This window comes from Streptomyces sp. NPDC001156 (assembly GCF_053598275.1).
In genome coordinates, this window is record NZ_JBSFJX010000004.1 from 146,044 (window position 1) to 163,954 (window position 17,911).

The 17,911-nt window shown below is 70.5% G+C and carries 14 protein-coding genes and 2 tRNA genes; 11 read left to right on the forward strand and 5 right to left on the reverse strand.

What is annotated here, in order from left to right; genetic code table 11:
* Positions 1–120: 120 nt before the first annotated feature.
* From ACWDA7_RS03890 to ACWDA7_RS03910, 5 genes are all read left to right on the forward strand, one after another.
* The gene (locus tag ACWDA7_RS03890; RefSeq protein WP_450602609.1) at positions 121–1,143 is read left to right on the forward strand and encodes a bifunctional MaoC family dehydratase N-terminal/OB-fold nucleic acid binding domain-containing protein; all 1,023 of its coding nucleotides are present in this window, start codon (positions 121–123) and stop codon (positions 1,141–1,143) included.
* Positions 1,140–1,565 (forward strand): MaoC family dehydratase, encoded by a 426-nt coding sequence (locus ACWDA7_RS03895; RefSeq protein ID WP_450602610.1) that lies wholly within the window; start codon positions 1,140–1,142, stop codon positions 1,563–1,565. The genes ACWDA7_RS03890 and ACWDA7_RS03895 overlap by 4 nt, the downstream gene beginning before the upstream one ends.
* A complete protein-coding gene (locus tag ACWDA7_RS03900; RefSeq protein ID WP_450602611.1) occupies positions 1,562–2,728 on the forward strand; it encodes a lipid-transfer protein in 1,167 nt (388 codons plus the stop codon). The genes ACWDA7_RS03895 and ACWDA7_RS03900 overlap by 4 nt, the downstream gene beginning before the upstream one ends.
* 260 nt (positions 2,729–2,988) lie before the next feature.
* The gene (locus ACWDA7_RS03905) at positions 2,989–3,564 is read left to right on the forward strand and encodes a SigE family RNA polymerase sigma factor (protein WP_450602612.1); all 576 of its coding nucleotides are present in this window, start codon (positions 2,989–2,991) and stop codon (positions 3,562–3,564) included.
* A 99-nt stretch (positions 3,565–3,663) separates the two neighbouring features.
* Entirely contained in the window at positions 3,664–5,319 is a 1,656-nt protein-coding gene (locus ACWDA7_RS03910) for a long-chain fatty acid--CoA ligase (protein WP_450602613.1), read from the forward strand.
* A gap of 85 nt (positions 5,320–5,404) precedes the next feature.
* Here the strand turns inward: ACWDA7_RS03910 and ACWDA7_RS03915 are convergent, their stop codons facing one another.
* Both ACWDA7_RS03915 and ACWDA7_RS03920 read right to left on the reverse strand, forming a co-directional pair.
* Complete coding sequence (locus ACWDA7_RS03915) at positions 5,405–9,589, reverse strand: PAS domain-containing protein (RefSeq protein WP_450602614.1); 4,185 nt, start codon at positions 9,587–9,589, stop codon at positions 5,405–5,407.
* A 187-nt stretch (positions 9,590–9,776) separates the two neighbouring features.
* Positions 9,777–10,265, reverse strand: a complete 489-nt coding sequence (locus ACWDA7_RS03920) for an SSI family serine proteinase inhibitor (protein ID WP_450602615.1) — start codon at positions 10,263–10,265, stop codon at positions 9,777–9,779.
* A gap of 313 nt (positions 10,266–10,578) precedes the next feature.
* Here ACWDA7_RS03920 and ACWDA7_RS03925 point away from each other — a divergent pair.
* Positions 10,579–10,669: transfer RNA gene (locus tag ACWDA7_RS03925), tRNA-Ser, on the forward strand.
* 217 nt (positions 10,670–10,886) lie between these two features.
* A tRNA-Arg gene (locus ACWDA7_RS03930) sits at positions 10,887–10,959 on the forward strand.
* An 80-nt stretch (positions 10,960–11,039) separates the two neighbouring features.
* Here ACWDA7_RS03930 and ACWDA7_RS03935 read toward each other — a convergent pair.
* Together ACWDA7_RS03935 and ACWDA7_RS03940 are read right to left on the reverse strand one after the other, a co-directional pair.
* Positions 11,040–11,204, reverse strand: coding sequence for a tyrosine-type recombinase/integrase (locus ACWDA7_RS03935; RefSeq protein WP_450602616.1), 165 nt, complete (start codon positions 11,202–11,204; stop codon positions 11,040–11,042).
* Between the two features lie 184 nt (positions 11,205–11,388).
* Positions 11,389–12,114: a hypothetical protein gene (locus ACWDA7_RS03940; RefSeq protein WP_450602617.1), complete on the reverse strand. Its 726-nt coding sequence runs from the start codon at positions 12,112–12,114 to the stop codon at positions 11,389–11,391.
* A gap of 407 nt (positions 12,115–12,521) precedes the next feature.
* Between ACWDA7_RS03940 and ACWDA7_RS03945 the strand changes: the two genes are divergently transcribed.
* The 4 genes from ACWDA7_RS03945 to ACWDA7_RS03960 all read left to right on the forward strand — a co-directional run bounded on the left by ACWDA7_RS03945 (position 12,522) and on the right by ACWDA7_RS03960 (position 15,284).
* The gene (locus ACWDA7_RS03945) at positions 12,522–12,737 is read left to right on the forward strand and encodes a hypothetical protein (protein ID WP_450602618.1); all 216 of its coding nucleotides are present in this window, start codon (positions 12,522–12,524) and stop codon (positions 12,735–12,737) included.
* An 800-nt stretch (positions 12,738–13,537) separates the two neighbouring features.
* A complete protein-coding gene (locus ACWDA7_RS03950; protein WP_450602619.1) occupies positions 13,538–14,224 on the forward strand; it encodes a TNT domain-containing protein in 687 nt (228 codons plus the stop codon).
* Positions 14,225–14,296: 72 nt separating this feature from the next.
* The gene (locus ACWDA7_RS03955; protein WP_450602620.1) at positions 14,297–14,650 is read left to right on the forward strand and encodes a hypothetical protein; all 354 of its coding nucleotides are present in this window, start codon (positions 14,297–14,299) and stop codon (positions 14,648–14,650) included.
* A 202-nt stretch (positions 14,651–14,852) separates the two neighbouring features.
* Positions 14,853–15,284, forward strand: a complete 432-nt coding sequence (locus ACWDA7_RS03960) for a DUF5959 family protein (protein WP_450602622.1) — start codon at positions 14,853–14,855, stop codon at positions 15,282–15,284.
* 110 nt (positions 15,285–15,394) lie between these two features.
* Here ACWDA7_RS03960 and ACWDA7_RS03965 read toward each other — a convergent pair whose 3' ends face one another.
* Positions 15,395–17,842: a hypothetical protein gene (locus ACWDA7_RS03965; protein ID WP_450602623.1), complete on the reverse strand. Its 2,448-nt coding sequence runs from the start codon at positions 17,840–17,842 to the stop codon at positions 15,395–15,397.
* Between the last annotated feature and the right edge of the window lie 69 nt (positions 17,843–17,911).

The window sequence follows — 17,911 nt, forward strand, 5'->3', positions numbered from 1 at the left end:
CGAGTTCTGGTGCACGGGGGTGCGTGCGGCTGTCCCGCGCGTCCACGGCGACCTTGACAGCCACCGATGTCTGACGGACAGTCAGCAAACGGCCGGGGAGCGGACGAGGGGGCAGCGGCGATGAGGGGCGGGAGCAACGAAAAGGTCGAGGCGCCGCCCGACGAACGCGGCGCGCCCCGACGGACGACCGCCGAGAGGCCCGAGACGCGGCCTCCGAAGCCAGAGGAGTTCGCCGCGCGGCTGAAGACGTACGAGGGGCGGGCCGCGGCGGTCGCCGGAGTCGGCAAGGACGCGGTCAATCTGCCGATGATCCGGCACTGGTGCGAGGCGATGGGCGACGCCAACCCCGCGTACACCGGCCCGGACGCGATCGCCCCGCCCACCATGCTCCAGGTGTGGACGATGGGCGGCCTGTCGGGCCACGCGGGGCGTTCGGACGCGTACGACGAACTGCTGGGACTGCTCGACGAGGCCGGTTGCACCTCGGTCGTCGCCACCGACTGCGAGCAGGAGTATCTGCGCCCTCTGCGGCCCGGGGACGAGGTCACGTTCGACGCGGTGATCGAGTCAGTGTCGGACCGGAAGCGCACGAAGCTCGGCGCCGGGTACTTCGTCACGACGCGGATGGAGGTGCGGGTGGACGGGGAACCGGTGGGAACCCACCGGTTCCGGATCCTCAAGTACGCCCCCGCCCGTGAGACACCCCGCGGCAGAAGGCCCCGGCCGGTGATCAACCGGGACAACGCCGGATTCTGGGAGGGCGTGGCCCGCCACCGGCTGTTGATCCAGCGGTGCGCCGGCTGCGGCACCCTGCGCTTCCCCTGGCTACCGGGGTGCAACGCGTGCGGCTGCCAGGACTGGGACACGATCGAGGCGAGCGGCGAGGGAACGGTCTACTCGTACGTCGTGATGCACCACCCGTCCTTTCCGGCCTTCGACCCTCCGTACGCGGTCGGTCTCATCGAACTCGCGGAGGGCGTACGGATCGTCAGCAACGTCGTCGGGGTGCCCTGCGACACGGTGCGGATCGGCATGCCGGTGCGCCTCGAATTCCTGCGGTGCGACGAGGAACTGGAACTCCCTGTCTTCCGGGCCCGGGACGAGGAACCGGTGCCCGTCGTCCGGGAACGGGGTGCGGAATGAGGGAGCCCGGACCGGAGGCCGGTGCGCTGGAGCCCGGTACGCGCCTGCCGCCGCTCGAGATCGAGATCACGCCCACGCTGATCGTGGCCGGGGCGATGGCCTCGCGCGACTACCAGGACGTGCACCACGACGCGGAGCTCGCCCGCCGCAGGGGCTCGCCGGACATCTTCATGAACATCCTGACCACCAACGGCCTGGTCGGGCGGTACGTCACCGACCACTTCGGGCCGGACGCGGTCCTGCGCAAGGTGGCGATACGACTCGGCGCTCCCAACCACCCGGGGGACACGATGGTGTTGACCGGCACGGTGGAGGAAGTGGACGGGGACACGGCCGAGGTGCGGGTCGTCGGGACGAACGGCATCGGCCGGCATGTCACGGGCACGGTCACGGTCACCGTCCCGAGCGGGAGGGCCGGATGAGCGTACGGAGGAAGGACGCCCTCGGCGGCCGGGCGGCCGTCGTGGGGATCGGGGCCACCGAGTTCTCCAAGGACTCGGGACGCAGTGAGCTGCGGCTGGCGGTGGAAGCCGTGCTCGTCGCGCTGGACGACGCGGGGCTCGAACCCGCGGACGTGGACGGCATGGTCACGTTCACGATGGACACCAGCCCCGAGATCACCGTTGCCCAGGCGAGCGGTATCGGCGAGCTGTCCTTCTTCTCGCGGATCCACTACGGGGGCGGGGCGGCCTGCGCGACGGTCCAGCAGGCCGCGCTGGCGGTGGCGAGCGGAGTGGCCGAGGTGGTGGTCTGCTACCGCGCGTTCAACGAACGCTCGGGCCGTCGCTTCGGCTCCGGCGTGCAGCATCGCGAGCCGTCCGCGGAGGGCGCCGCGCTGGGCTGGTCCCTGCCGTTCGGGCTGCTCACCCCCGCCTCCTGGGTCGCGATGGCGGCCCAGCGGTATCTGCACACCTACGGACTGACCCCTGAAGCGTTCGGCCAGGTGGCCGTCGTGGACCGCGGGTACGCGGCGACGAACCCGGCGGCGTACTTCCACGGCAGGCCCATCACGCTCGCCGACCACGCGGCCTCGCGCTGGATCGTGGAGCCGCTGCGTCTGCTCGACTGCTGCCAGGAGACGGACGGCGGGCAGGCATTGGTGGTGACCTCGCTGGAGCGGGCTCGCGATCTGCCGCAGCCACCGGCCGTGGTGACGGCGGCCGCTCAGGGCGCGGGCCGCGCCCAGGAACAGATGACCAGCTTCTACCGGGACGACCTGACCGGACTGCCGGAGATGGAGGTCGTGGCCCGCCAGCTGTGGCGCACGTCGGGGATGGGTCCCGCGGACATCGATGTGGCGGTCCTCTACGACCACTTCACGCCGTTCGTGCTGATGCAGCTGGAGGAGTTCGGCTTCTGCGAACCGGGCGCCGCGGCGGACTTCGTGGCCGCGGGAAGGCTGCCGCTGAACACCCACGGAGGGCAGTTGGGAGAGGCGTATCTGCACGGGATGAACGGCATCGCGGAGGCGGTACGGCAGCTGCGCGGCACGGCGGTGAACCAGGTCCCCGGTGCCGCCCGCACCCTGGTCACTGCGGGCACCGGCGTCCCCACGTCGGGTCTGATCCTGACGGCCGACCGCTGACGCCGACGAGGCTGGGTCCTCACGCCCGGGGACCGACGCCTGCGGACCGACGACCGATGATCCATGAACTGATGACTCACGTCTGAGGACCGACGCCCGGCGCCCCGCCCCCGTCTCTCAGGGGTGAACCCTCAGGGGTGCGCATCGTCTCGTCCACCTTCAGTAGGTGGGGTCAACCCCCCGCCTACAACCTGAGGCGGAGGCCGCTTCGGGACCTGCGGGCGATCCGCCGGAACACGTGGTGAACCTAGCGTGGAGCCATGACCACACCCGTCTGCACCAGCGCTTCGAACGCTGCTACGTCAGCGAGGCAGACTCTTCCGTACCCGTCCTTCTCGTCCTATGTGAGGGCCCGCCAGCCGGTGCTGCTGCGCACCGCCCGGTCGCTCACCGCGAACCCCAGCGACGCGGAGGACCTGCTGCAGACCGCCCTGGCGAAGACGTACGTCGCCTGGGACCGGATCGAGGACCACCGCGCCCTGGACGGGTATGTGCGCAGGGCGCTGCTGAACACGCGGACTTCGCAGTGGCGCAAGCGCAAGGTCGACGAGTTCAGCTGTGACGAGCTGCCCGAAACCGAGGGGATACCCGAGGCGGATCCCGCCGAGGAGCAGGCGCTGCACGACGCCATGTGGCGAGCGATCATGAAGCTGCCGGCACGCCAGCGGGCGATGGTGGTCCTGCGCTATTACGAGGACCTGAGCGAGGCGCAGACCGCCGAGGTGCTCGGTGTCTCCATCGGTACGGTCAAGTCGGCGGTCTCGCGGGCCCTTGGGAAACTCCGGGAGGATCCCGAGCTGGAGCCGGTGCGCCGGACACCACGGTGCGACGCCTGATCGATCATGCCCGGGCGTAGTGACATACCACGCGGTATGTGCGCAGAATCAGCGCAACCCCCTACTACCGCGTAGGCAACGTCGCCCCGGGAGGACTCCGTGCAGAGCACGATGCAGGACGTACCGCTGCTGATCTCCAGGATCCTGACCCACGGGTCGACAGTCCACGGAACTTCCCAGGTGACCACCTGGACCGGTGAGGGCGAGCCGCATCGCCGCTCCTACGCGGAAATCGCCGCCCGTGCCGCCCAGCTGGCCCACGCCCTGCGCGAGGATCTCGGCGTCCAGGACGACGACCGGGTCGCCACGCTCATGTGGAACAACTCGGAGCACGTGGAGGCCTACTTCGCGATCCCGTGCATGGGTGCCGTTCTGCACACGCTGAACCTGCGCCTTCCGGCCGATCAGCTGACCTGGATCGTGAACCACGCGGCCGACCGCGTCGTCATCGTCAACGGCTCCCTGCTGCCGCTGATCGCCCCGCTCCTGCCGCAGTTGCCGACGCTCGAGCACGTGGTCGTGTCCGGTCCTGGTGACCGCTCGCTGCTCGACGGTGCCTCCCTCCAGGTGCACGAGTACGAGGACCTCATCGCCGGCAAGCCGACCACCTACGACTGGCCCGCGCTGGACGAACTTCAGGCCGCCGCCATGTGCTACACCTCCGGCACCACCGGCGATCCCAAGGGCGTCGTCTACTCCCACCGTTCCGTCTACCTGCACTCCATGCAGGTCAACATGACCCAGTCGATGGGGCTGACCGACCAGGACACCTCGCTCGTCGTGGTCCCGCAGTTCCATGTCAACGCCTGGGGTCTGCCGCACGCCACCTTCATGACCGGCGTCAACCTCCTCATGCCCGACCGCTTCCTCCAGCCCGCGCCGCTCGCGGAGATGATCGAGCGCGAGCGGCCGACGCATGCCGCCGCCGTCCCCACCATCTGGCAGGGCCTGCTCGCCGAGCTGACCGCCCGGCCCCGCGACGTCTCCTTCCTCGGCCAGGTCACCATCGGCGGCTCGGCCTGCCCGCCCTCGCTCATGACGGCCTTCGACAAGCTCGGCATGCGTGTCTGCCACGCCTGGGGCATGACCGAGACCTCCCCCCTCGGCACGGTGGCCCGGCCGCCGGCCCATGCCGTCGGTACCGACGAGGAGTTCACCTACCGGCTCACCCAGGGCCGCTTCCCGGCCGGCGTCGAGGCCCGGCTCACCGGCCCCGGGGGCGAGCGGCTGCCCTGGGACGGCAAGTCCGCGGGCGAGCTGGAAGTACGGGGTCCGTGGATAGCGGGGGCGTACTACAACGGCCCGGACGCCGAGCCGCTGCGTCCCGCCGACAAGTTCAGCGAGGACGACTGGCTCAAGACCGGAGACGTCGGCACCATAAGCCCCGACGGCTTCCTCACTCTGACCGACCGCGCCAAGGACGTCATCAAGTCCGGTGGCGAGTGGATCTCCTCGGTGGACCTGGAGAACGCCCTGATGTCCCACCCGGATGTCGCCGAGGCCGCGGTCGTCGCCGTGCCCGATGACAAGTGGGGCGAACGCCCGCTGGCCACCGTGGTGCTGAAGCAGGGCGCCACCGCGGACTTCAACGCTCTGCGCTTGTTCCTCGCGGAGGAAGCCAAGATCGCCAAGTGGCAGCTGCCGGAGCGCTGGACGATCGTCGAGGCGGTGCCCAAGACGAGCGTCGGCAAGTTCGACAAGAAGGTACTGCGCCGACGGTACGCGGCGGGCGAACTGGACGTCACAAAGATCTGACAGCAGAAACAAGGGCGTTGGGGTGGTGTTTCACGTGAAACGCCACCCCAACGCCCTTATGTCCCTATGTTCCAGGAATGTCCGGTCAGTTGGTGCCGACCCTCGCCAGCAGGTCCACGATCCGATCCTGCACCTCCGCGCTCGTCGAGCGCTCCGCCAGGAACAGGACCGTCTCCCCCGAGACCAGCCGGGGCAGGTCGGCCTGATCGACGGCAGCGGTGTAGACGACGAGCGGGGTGCGGTTGAGCAGGTTGTTCGCGCGCAGCCAGTCGACGACTCCGGCCTGGCGGCGGTGCACCTGCATCAGGTCCATCACCACCAGGTTCGGCCGCATCTGCGCGGCCAGCGTGACCGCGTCCGCGTCCGAGGCCGCCCGTGCGACCTGCATTCCACGCCGCTCCAGCGTCGCCGTGAGCGCCAGCGCGATCTCCGCGTGCTCTTCGATGAGCAGGACACGCGGCGGGTGCTGCTCCGAGTCGCGCGGGGCGAGCGCCTTCAGGAGCACGGCCGGATCGGCACCGTACGCCGCTTCACGCGTGGCCTGTCCGAGTCCCGCTGTGACCAGCACGGGCACCTCGGCGGCCACCGCCGCCTGGCGCAGCGACTGGAGCGCCGTCCGCGTGATGGGGCCGGTCAGCGGGTCGACGAAGAGCGCGGCCGGGAACGCGGCGATCTGGGCGTCGACCTCCTCACGGGAGTTGACGATGACGGGCCGGTAGCCGCGGTCGCTCAGCGCCTGCTGGGTCGTCACGTCCGGCGCGGGCCACACGAGCAGCCGTCGCGGGTTGTCCAGCGGCTCCGGGGGCAACTCGGCGTCCATCGGTCGCGCCTGGGGCTGGTCGGCGACCTCCACGGCACCGCCGGGACCGTCGAGCGGCTCGGGGCCCTCGTCGGCGTTCTTGTCCGGTGCTCCTATGGCGTACGACCGCCCAGCGCCCTCGCTGACCTCGGCCGGACGGGACTGCCCGGCCCGGGTGGACTGGGCCGGGAGGGAAGACCCCGCGCCCTGCGGGTGCGCGCGCGCCGCCGTCTCCGGCCGCTCGCCGGCGGGTTCGGGAGGCGTGCCGAGCTTGCGGCGGCGGCCCGCACCGTTCGACTGGTGCGGGGGAGGCGTCGGCGTCTGGGAGCGGGGCTGGGCCTGCGGCTGTGCGCCCTGGCGTGCGAACGGCACACCCTGGCCGAGTGTCCGCACACTGATCGCCCGCCCCTGGGTCGAGTTGGCGTCGACGGGTGCGGCCGACTCGGCGGGCAGCGGCTGAGCGGTCCGGGGTCGTGGGGCGTGTTCCGGAGGGAGCGGGGTGCCTGCCGCAGGAGTCGACTGCGCCACGGGAGCGGCCGCGCCGGAAGCGGGCCAGGTCTGCGGGGGGACCGGGGTGCTGGGGGCGGGCGTCGCTGCTCCCGGAACACCGCCCGCCGGAGTGGACTGCGGAGGTACGGGCTGCTGCGGGACCGGCTGGGCCTGCGGCGCGAGGGCGGGCTGCCCCGGAAGGGGCTGAGCGGGAGCGACGGCGGACACCTGCTGACCCGGCGCCACCAGCGCGGGCCGACCGTCGGGGCCGGGAACGGGCTGCCCCGGAAACGCCTGCCCGGGCGCCACCGGAGCGCCCTGAGCCGGAAGGCCGTGCGGGGGAACGGCCCGGGCGGCGGCCGCGGGCAGGCCCTGTGCGGGAACGGGCTGCGGGCCCCCCTGCACCGGGACGCTCCCGGCCGGAGTCCCGGGCGTCATCTGGGCGGGCAGGCTCTGGGGGGGCGTCGGCCGGACCGGTACGCGCTGGGGAGGGACCGTCGCGGTTGTGCCGGCCTCGGCCGGCTGCTGCTCGGGCGCCGAGGCCGGGCGGGCCCGGCGGCGGCCCTTGGGCGAGGGCGCCGGGTGCGGCTGCGGCGGCGTGTGGTCCTCGGTCCGGTCGTGCGGGACCGCGTCATGGCGGCCCTCGTCGTCCCAGCCGGGAGCGGGAGTGCTCTGCTGCGGGGCGCGGTCCGCCTCGGCGGGCGGCAGTGCGAACACCGTCCGCGGCGCGGCATCCGCCGCGGCGGCACGCTCGTTGGCGGCGGCCAGGGCGCGCCGACGGCGTCCGCCCCCGGAGGAGGCATCGGGGTCGTCGGCGGACGGGGTGTCCGAGGCGGCGGGCAGAGCGGGCGGCAGTGCCTGGGGCTCGCCGTCCCGGCGGGCACGCCGTCCCGTGGGCCCGGGCACGCCCTGCGGCGGCACGGTCTCCCCCAGCCCGCTGGCCGGGGCGCCCGCGGCGTGCTCGGCGGCGGTCACGACCGAGCCCTCGGCCGTCCCTTCGGCCGGGCTCGGACGTCCGCGCCGCCGTCCCGTGCCGCCGGACGCCGGGGACTTGGCGGTGCCGTCCTCGGACGCGGTCGCCTGTGCGGGAACCGACGCCTCGGCGGCGGGCTCCTCCGCCGCGCGCCGCCTGCGCCGTCCGGTGGGTGCGGTGGTCGTGTCGGCGGGCGCGGCTTCGCCCCCTTCGCTCTCCAGGAAGGCGTCCACGGACGACCGGCGGGCCCGCCGCCGTCCACCGCTTTGCTGCGGGGCCTGCTCGGGTGCCGGGCCGGTGCCGGGCTCCAGCGCGAGAGCCGTGGCAACAGGCGGCGGGACGGCCCCGGCACCGCCGCCGATCGGCACTTCGAGCACGTAGGCGTTGCCGCTCATGCCCGGCACCTCGTGCGTCTGCAGCACACCGCCGTGCGCGCGCACGATGCCGCCGACGATCGGCTGGTGCACCGGGTCTCCCCCGGGGTACGGGCCGCGCACCTCGATCCGGACGACCTCCCCACGCTGGGCGGCCGCCACGACCACGGTGCTGTCCATGTAACCGCCCGCCGAGACGGGCGCGTTGCCGGTGGCGTCGACGCCCGCCACATCCGCGACGAGATGCGCGAGCGCCAGCGCGAGCCGTTGCGGGTCGACCTCGGCCTCGATGGGCGGGGCGTGCACGGCGAACTGCACGCGCCCGGGCCCGATCAGTTCGATGGCGCCTTCGACACCGGCGGCGACGACCGCGTCGAGCATGACGGCCGTACGGACGAGCTCGTCGTCACCGGCGTCCAGCCGCTGGTAGCCGAGCACGTTGTCGACGAGGGTGGTGATACGCGAGTAGCCGGCCGAGAGGTGGTGGAGCACCTGGTTGGCCTCGGGCCACAGCTGGCCGGCGTCGTCCGCGGCGAGCTTCGACAGCTCCCCGCGCAGCTGGTCGAGGGGGCCGCGCAGCGACTGAGCGAGCACCGCGAGCAGTTGATCGTGCCGGGCGGCCAGCGCCTCGTAGCGGTCCTTCTCGCGCTCACCGAGGGCGGCGTAACGTTCGTCGCCCGCCGCGATGTCCTCCGCGTGCCGCTCGCACAGCTCGGCGAACTCGGCGGCGTGCTCCTCGCGCAGCCGCTCCAGCTCCTCCTTGTGCTTGCCGGCGATCCGCTCGAGCTCCTGCTCGTGCTGCTTCGCGGCCTCTTCCTTCTCCGCGACGAGCGTGTCGAAGGGGCGCCGGTCCGTGAACGTCAGCACGGCGCCGACGAGCTGATCGCCGTCGCGCACGGGCGCGGTCGTCAGGTCGACGGACACCTTGCCCCCGGCCTTGGACCACAGCACCTGTCCGCGCACCCGGTGCTTGCGTCCGGAGCGCAGGGTGTCGTGCAGCGGCGACTCCGTGTACGGGAAGGGCGAGCCGTCCTCACGGGAGTGCAGCACCAGGGTGTGCAGCTCCTTGCCGCCGAGGTCGCTGGCGCGGTAGCCGAGGATCTGGGCGGCGGCCGGGTTGACGAGCACGATCCGCCCGTCCGTGTCCGTGCCCACCACGCCCTCGGCCGCGGCTCGCAGGATCATCTCGGTCTGCCGCTGGGAGCGGGCGAGTTCGGCCTCCGTGTCGACGGTGCCGGACAGATCACGGACGACGAGCATCAGGAGCTCGTCGCCGGTGTAGCCGTAGCCGTCGTACGCCTGGCGGCCGTCCTCGAGATTGGCGCTCGTGACCTCGACGGGGAACTCGCTGCCGTCCGTCCGGCGGGCGATCATCCGCGTCGGCTTGGTCCGCCCGCTCGGGTCCACGGAGTCGGGTCGCCGCATGGACCCGGGGATCAGGCGCGAGTCGAACTCGGGCAGCAGATCGAGCAGGCCGCGCCCCACCAGGGCGGTGCCCGGGGTCTCGAAGGCCTCCAGGGCGATGGTGTTGGCGTTGACGACGGTTCCGTTGGCGTTGACCAGTACCAACGCGTCGGGAAGCGCGTCCAGTATGGCAGCGAGGCGAGCAGCGCCTCGGGATGGCCTGCTGCTCACGAGACGCTTCCTCCCTGTTACCGCACCTTGCCGACCGCGGGGGCCATCTTGCCAACCGGCCCGCAGCGTGTCACGTGAGCGAGTCTACGGGCAGCGGCCCAGCCTGCGGCGCCGGATGAGAGGGAGGTCGCACGCGGAAGTGACGCAGAACGTGTGACTGCACAGGTGACCGGGCGGAACCCGGACATTACCCGTGGCGCCGGCCGATGCCCGAGGTGGTCCGACTGGGCACTTTTTGCGAGCGAACGTCCGGAAGCAGCGGCACGAGGTCGTTCCAGCGTGTGATCTGGCAGCCGTCGCTGCGGTCGTAGCGGGCGTCGACCGGACGTCCCGCCCAGACCCCCGTGATGCGCGCGGTGGCGGGGCCGCCGTACTGCATCGTGCACAGGCTGCGTGGCGGGACGGGCGCGAAGGGGTCCCGGCCCCAGACGGTCCGCCGGTCGAGCGCGCCGCAGGCCTCCAGGGCTCTTGGATGGCTGCCGCCCCCCGGATGGCAGCGCAGGACGTACGTTCCGTCTGCCTGCCCCGCGTGGCGCACGGTGAGGACGAGCCGGTCGGTGCCCGGTACCCGGGGCCGGCTGTGGGCGTCCGCCGCGACGGACACGGCGGGCACGGCGGACGCGGAGAGAAGGGTGAGGGCCCCGATGATCAGGCCGCGCGAGGTGAACTGGACCATGCCCTGACCAACGGCGGAGAGGCGGAACGGTTGCGCCCCAGGCCCCGCTGTCCGCCTGTCGGCGGAGTGACGGATGGGGCCGGTGGGGCGCGGCACACGCCCGGCCGGCCAGGTCCCGCGAGCGCACCGCCGAGGGAGAAGCCGCCCGCGGCGGCCCGCGGGGTGACGTCGCCGGATCGCGCCCCGCGGTTTGCGGCCCAGTGCTTTGCCCTGTGGCCTTTCCGCCTAGTACCGTGGGGGGCGATTGGTGACAGCACGCTCAGCTGTGTCATCATCTGCACGCACCACTCGCGCTCGCGCGGGCGGTTGTGCTGGAGGCGTCGCCTAGTCCGGTCTATGGCGCCGCACTGCTAATGCGGTTTGGGCCTTAAAGCCCATCGAGGGTTCAAATCCCTCCGCCTCCGCGCTTGATCACCGAAGCCCCGGTCCGTACGGCCGGGGCTTCGGCGTTTCCAGGGCCGCTCGGAGCCTCGCCCTCGACTCCCCGGCTGAGGGCGTTTCCGCAGGTCACAAGGGGTAGGGCAAATGGATTTCACATGGCGGCGGCAGTCATGTAATGTTCTTCCTGTCGCCGCGAGCGGGCCGGAAGGGCCGGGAACGGCGGAGAAAAAAAGAGAACAAGCACTCGTAGCTTAACGGATAGAGCATCTGACTACGGATCAGAAGGTTGCAGGTTCGAATCCTGCCGAGTGCGCACCGATCAAAGACCCCCCGGGCTCAGCCCGGGGGGTCTTTGACATCAGCCGGTGACATCAACGTGGCCGGAAACCGTGCTCAGTCGTCGGTGCCGGGCTCCACCACGTCCTCCGAACCCTCGTCGGAGTCATCGAGGCCGAGAGCGTCGTCCACCTGATCGGCGGCGGCCCGCAGCGTCGTCCCAAGCACATGAGCGTACGTGTCGAGCGTCATCGTGATCGTGTCGTGACCGAGCGTCTCCATGATCGTGCGAGCATCGGTTCGGCCGCAGGCGCGTTCTGGGAGACCTCGTAGGTGTTGTCGGGGTGGTGCTGCCTGGGGCGATGACGTAGCCGCCCCATGCGCGTGTGTCGATGTACGGTCCGAAGTCGAAGCAGACCTCCACCTCGGTGGGCGAGGTCACCCCGCTGAGGTGGGGCGATGGGCCTCAGCCGGTGACCCCGAACGGGGTGATTGCGATTTTTCCGTGGCAAGGCGAGATGGGCAGCGGGGTCACGACCACAGGCGCGGAGTCGCCGGGCACCCAGATGTCCGCGGCGTACGGCGGGTCGTAGAAGTCGGCGCCGTTGCAGACCGTCTCCGTGGCCGACTTCCAGACGAGGCTGAACGACGTGCTCCGCCCGGGAGCGAGCCGGACAGCTGTGGGGCGCCCCGGACCGTAGCGCGTCACCGACAGGGGCCGCCGGGTCGTCGTGTCGATGCGGCCGAGGCACTGCGGGCCCGGATAGCCCGGCACGCACTTCGTGGGGGGCTCTGCCTCCCCACCGACGAAGACGACGCCCGGCCACCCGTCGAGTACACAGCTGATGCCGGAGCGGTTGCGCAGCCGCATGTCCATGGCCACATCCCCCGGGTTGCCCAGGACGGCCCGCCTCGGCTTGTCGGAAGTGAGTACCAGATCGCGCGTGGCGCAGTCGTTCGCGGGGGATGGGGACGCGGCGGATCGCGTCGGGGACGCGCTCGGGGCGGGTGTGGCGCTCTGTCGGGCCGTCGTGGGAGCCGCCGACGGGGTGACCGCTGCGTGCGGCGCGCTGGAGCGCGGAGCCGGAGCCACGACGGTGTCGTCGGGCGGCGGCGTGACGTCGCACGCGACGGCGCCCACGGCCGCGAGAAGGCAGAACAGAAGGGCGGTGATGCCCCGGGGATGTATCACCGCCCGCACGATAGGCAGGTGATCGTCTCCACACGAGCCCACGCGGAATCCGGCCGGACATTCTTCATCGGGCGTTCACCGCTCCCCGGCCCCGGCCCCTCGCCCCCTCCGTCGCGGCTGTTGCCGTTGTCCTTCCCGGCTGGGTCGTGCTTCTCGTGGCCGAGGTGATCGGTGATCTCGCCTTCAAAGGAAGGACTCCAGCACCCGTTCGGTCAGCGGCCGCAACCACTCGCCCTGGCCGGAAGCGGCATCGTCCGACTGTGTCCTGCACCTCGGGCTCCACGGCGACCTCGCCCATCTCGCTCTGTACCGAGGGGGATTGACCGCGAGGCTTTTGGTCTAGGCCGCCACCAGGTCCATCGCTATCATCCGAACTGAGCACTGATGCCGCTCACAACGGGGGTTTCATGATCGAGCTGGGAGTCCTGTTCGGACTCATGGTGACGTTGGCGATCCTTCTGATCGTCAAGCTCGTACGGCGCAGAAGCGGTACCACTGAGAGCGCCGAAGGGCTCCTTGTCGAGCAGGCACGACGGGTGCAGGCGTACAACGACCGGGTGTCCTTCAACGCCAACACGATGCACGGCTCCTCGCCCACCATGACCGACCATTACCGTAAGTAGGCCCACATCCACGCACGATTGGGGTGCCGAAGGTCGGGAGAACGCCATCGGTGCCCTCTGCGTGCCCGGTCCGGCGGCGAGCGTCGGGGAAGCCGTGAACCGCTGCCGGTAGAACCTGTGTTGGTCGATCCGCCAGTGGGATCTCGCGCCAGACATGCATGAGTTGTACGAGCGGTGGCCCTACAACTGCGTGGATGCTGCGCGCGGCGGATGAAGCGGTCAGCATGACCGTCTGCAAGTTCCCGGGAAAGCGTGCGCCTTCACTCGACGTACGACAGTGATGGGTGCGCGGTCGGCACTGGCAGGTCTCACTCTTGGCCATCGGCGAAGCCCGACCGTCGGTTAGGTCCCGGGTTGGTCCCGGTCCGCCCCCGGACAAAGCCGGGGATGCAGCTGCTCTACAGAGCTGGACACCTCGGAGGCCGACCGCGCGTCCGCGAGCCTAGCCATGGGGACTGACAAGCCGCCCTACGCCCGTGGCGTCCCTCGATCGTGCGCAGCTCAGCCCGCACCACCAGGTTTGCTGCCGTGGATCACCCGCCTGCCATTGATCACCCTGCGTGGAAGAGGAGCGCATCACCACCTCGGGGTCCCGCGCGGACCGGGTCTTCGTCTCCGCTCTTCGGCTGTCCGAGGACTTGTGCTCATCGGTTCGGGTGACTATCTGCGACGCCTTCGCTCCTGACGGTTGTACCGCGCATGAAATGAGCCCTGTCCGATGAGGCCGGCAACTGGTGACCGACACCGGCTGCCCGCCCCCAGGCGGCGCCGGGTTGGCGCCGGAAGAGAAGGGACACCGAATGCGCGTACTGCGCGCCTTCATGGGGAGTGCTCTCGCTTCGCTCCTCCTGCTGACCGGCATCTCACCGGCCACGGCCCAAGCCGTCCATCCCCGTGCGGGGAACACCGCGCACTGCCCGACCGAGAACCGCAGCCGCGGGTCCAACGGCGCCCCGGAGACGACAGATCAGCGCTACTACCGCAACGACTGGCGGCTGGGACCGGCATACCTTCCTCAGAGAGGTGCCCTCGGCAGGATGCTGAGGGGATATGAGCACACTGACTACCTCTCCGTGTCCCAGTTCCTCGTGTGTTACTGGCAGACGGATCCCCAGACAGGGAAGTCGGGCTGGTGGTATCCCGGCAACAATGGCTTCGTGCTGAGGAACGGCAAGCCGGTCGAGCATTCCACGACGCTCCACAGGGGCCAGTTGGTCGACCTCTTCGGCAGCGGTTTCGGCAATTTCCTCGCCCCCGCAGGCACGCCGTACGCCAGCCGTGCCATTCCGCCGAGCAATCTCGACACCTACACCGAGGACTATCCGTACAGTTACCACCTCTACCGGGTCATCAGGCCGTTCACCGTCGAGGCCGGCCCGATCAGGCCCTGGTTCGGCCAGCGTGGGCTCGGTCTCCGGTACGTGACGAAATCGGCGGTCTCCGACCTCGTCACGTCGAAGTATCTGCAAGCATTGCCGGTGACCTGACCCGCGGCGTCCGGGGTGGCCTCAATCCCCTGCGTCGGGGCCTACCTTGAGCCGGGCGACGGGACGAACCTGATGGACAGCGCAGAACTCGTCGAAAGGCTCCGCGAAGCGGACGTTCCCGAGGCGTTCTACGAGATTGCCGACGTCCACGATGTGCCCGTCCAACCGGACGCCTACTACTTCCTGCGCCGTGAGGCGGATGCCTGGACCGTCGGCCTGCGCCAACGCTCCCAGGACAGGGTCATACGGCGTTTCGGCACCGAAGCAGAGGCCTGCGAGTACCTGTACGACACGCTCACCCAGATGCCCGCTCCTCCTTCAGGGGCCGCGGAGCCCCTGGAGAAACTCCTCGCGAACGCCGACGAGATCCAGCGGCAAGCAGGGGAGGACTTCTACAGTCGCCGTGGGCCGGCTGACGAGGGTTGAACACCGGCTCTCGTCACCGCCCCGGCAAATTCGGACCCTGTCGAACACGCAGGGATCAGTCGGCCCGCCGGATCATCCGGCGGGGCATCTGACATGGGTGGGTGGCACAAGCCCCCGACCCACTCTTGGTCACCTCTCGGTCGCCTTCGCGTGGCTGCCGACGATTAGGGTTCGGCACATGCGCGAGCCGGGAGGGGTAGTCATGACTGAGGATCCGATCGACCTGATCCGCCTGGAGGGCGAAGGCAACAGCGTCGTTCTCCGGATCATGGGGAGGCAGAAGCGGACGAGCCCGACGGAGGCCGATGTGCTGGTCGGGGAGTTCCTGGTCGACACGCCCTTCGTACGCGGCAGTCTGAAGACCTGGATCGGGCCCGAGGACCTGCGGCAGTGGCAGAAGGCCCTGGACATGCTCGACGCAGGGCTGGACATCGCCTGGCGTGAGCGCACACGTGCCCCGTGGCTGTTCATCGAACTCGACGAGGACGATGACCGGTGCCGTGCCACGATCGAGGACCACTCGATGTCCCTGACCACGGTGACCGTGACCGTCCCGTTGAACGATGCCTGGTTCGATGACGCCTACCGGCGCCTTGACTCGGTCTGGGAGACCTGGCGCCTGGACGAGGACTGAACCACGGCCCCGGAGCCCCGCTGAACGGGCTCGAGGGCTGTGAACCCGGCGGCACTCCAGTGACGGCGAGGCCCCGGCCCGTGAGGCCGGGGCCTTACGCGGTCGTGACGTCAGCGGACGTCGACGAAGTCGCCGCCGGCGTTGACGGGAGCCGTGGTGGAGGTGCCCCCGTAGCTGTAGCGCCAGTAGCCGTCCACGGATGCCTTCGCCGTGGTCTTCAGGTTTCCGGAGCTGTCCGTCGTGACCGTCTTGACGGTCGTGTACGTGGACGATCCCTTCTTGCGGAACTGGAGCTGCACTTTCTGGCGGGGGTTCCCGTGATAGCCGCCGAGCGTCTCCCAGTCCACGATGGAGAGCTTGCCGGTGACGGTGAGCGTCTTGCCCTTGGTCACCGGCTCGGGGGACGCGTTGGCCGACAGGGTCGTGTCACGCAGCAGGGACTGCGTGGCGGCTGCGTGCAGGTCGATGCGTCCTGTGCCGTCCGCGGACTCGGCCCAGGCCGCGACCTTCCAGGAGCCGGCAAGGGAGTTGCGGCCGAGGGTCCAGCGCGGCTCGATGTAGGCGAAGGACACCTGGCAGGTGGACGTGGTCGCATTGACCTTGGTGCACGCTCCCGGCCACGGGCTGTAGAGGACGGCGTCTGGAGCGTCGTAGGAACCCCGGTAGAGGTACATGTCCCCGCGCGCGATCCCCGAGGGGTCGGTGGCGGTGAACTTCGCCGTGAAGTTCTGGAGCGGCTGGTCGGTGAGTTCGGCCGGTTTGCCGCCGTTCACGACGATGTTCGAGATGCGGGTGGAGCCCGCGGTCTCGTCGCTCTGCGGGGCCGGCCCAGCGAACGCCCGCTCGATGGTGCGGCTGAGGCTGCCGCCCTGGTCGTCGACGGCGGTGACGCGCAGGGTGATGAAGGAGGCGGCGGCAGGGACGTCCAGCGTCGCCGAGCCGTCGGCCGCGACGGGGAGATCGGTCCACGTGGTGCCGTCGTCCGTGGAGTACGCCAGGCCCGTGATTCTGGTGTTCGCCTGGACCGCGTCCGTGGCGCGGGTGGTGGCGCTCGCGTCGATCCGGACCGGCCCGGCGGCCGCACGTCCCATCGCGTCGAGCCCGGAGACCTTCAAATCGGTGTCGATCAGCGGGAGTTCTTTGCCGCTGGCGTAGCCCGACCGGAACGTCCACTGGTTGTGTACGTCCGTGGACAGCCGGGAGTAGGGGACATGGCGGTGCACGGTCTGGTCGAGGGCGTAGGTCTGCGGTGACGTCGGCACAGTCGACGACATCAGAGAGTGGGACGAGTCGAGACCCGACGCCTGGGCGTAGGTCACGCCGTCGGAGCCGGTCAGCTTGTACGAGTACGTAGCTCGGAAGTCGTGGCCCGTGTGGCCCGCGGTGTCGCTGAAGGTGTGTCCCTCGTTCAGCGAAGCCCTGCCGCTGTACCACTGCGAGCCGCGCGATGACCCGTGCACCGGCTGCAGCGGAGCCGCGCCCAGGACCTCGCCCGCGCTGGCCCCTGCAGGCAGGGCGCGGTCGGTCAGGATCAGGTTCAGATCACCGGTGCCGTAGTCCAGCAACCGAGCGTAGCTGACGCCGGGGGTGACGTACTCGGTGAGGGAGCCTGCCACCGGCACCGAGCTGCCGAGGAACACACCTGTCCACTCGCCGAAATCCGGGACCGTCTCCAGGGTCGCGGTCGTGCGGGTGCCGGGTGCGTCGACCTGCGTGATGGTTTTTGCCAGCGCCGAGGTACGAACCGTGGCGACGGGCGAGGTCGGCACCGTGCTGGTGAAGCTGTGCGTGAGGTCGTAGCGGTAGGGGCTCGGCACGCTTGCCGAGGCGCCCTTCTTCCCGAGCACCTCGTGGATGCGCAGCGCGACGCCCGGCATCGAGAACGGGGTGACGTACACCTTGTCGGCGCCTCCGCCGGCGAAACCCGCCAGGTCACCGCCCGGGACGCGGATCCACACGGACGAGTCCAGCCGCGTGGCGGTGGTGTCGTCGGACCGGATCCCGGCCTCCTTGGCTGCACGCTGGTCGAAGGTGACAGTCGTGGCGGCCGATCCGACCGTGAAGGTACGGGTGAGGAGATAGCTCGGCTGTCGCCAGTCCATGTGCAGAGCCACCGAGAAGTAGTCACCCGGCGGCAGCTTCACGGTCGCCGTGGGACCGGTGGCGTCGCTGTTGACCAGGTATGCCGCCCAGGTCTTGCGGTTCCAGACATAGAAGTACTTGCTCGTGACGTCGGCGTTCGTGATGCTCAGCTTCACCGGGTACGTCGACGTGGCGGCGCTCAGCGCGGTGGGACCGCTCCGCGTGGCGGGCGTGCGCGTGGCGTCGGCACCCGCCGAGGTCAGCGCGAGGTTCGCGGCCCTACGGTCTGCCGTGTGCGGCCCGGCCGGCCGTACGGTCACCGTCCCGTTCATGGCGCCGAAGGCATAGCGGGCCGCTTGACCCGCGACGCCCCTCGGCTGCTTCGTGACGTGGATGTCGTGACCACCGACGAGTTCGACGCGTCCGCCGTCCCCCAACTCGGCGTTCGACGCTCGGTGGTCCACCGTGTTCGTCACGTCGGAAACCACTCCCACGGTTCGCCCTGCGGCGGGCTCCCCGCCCGACGCTGTCGCGACGGGCGCGAC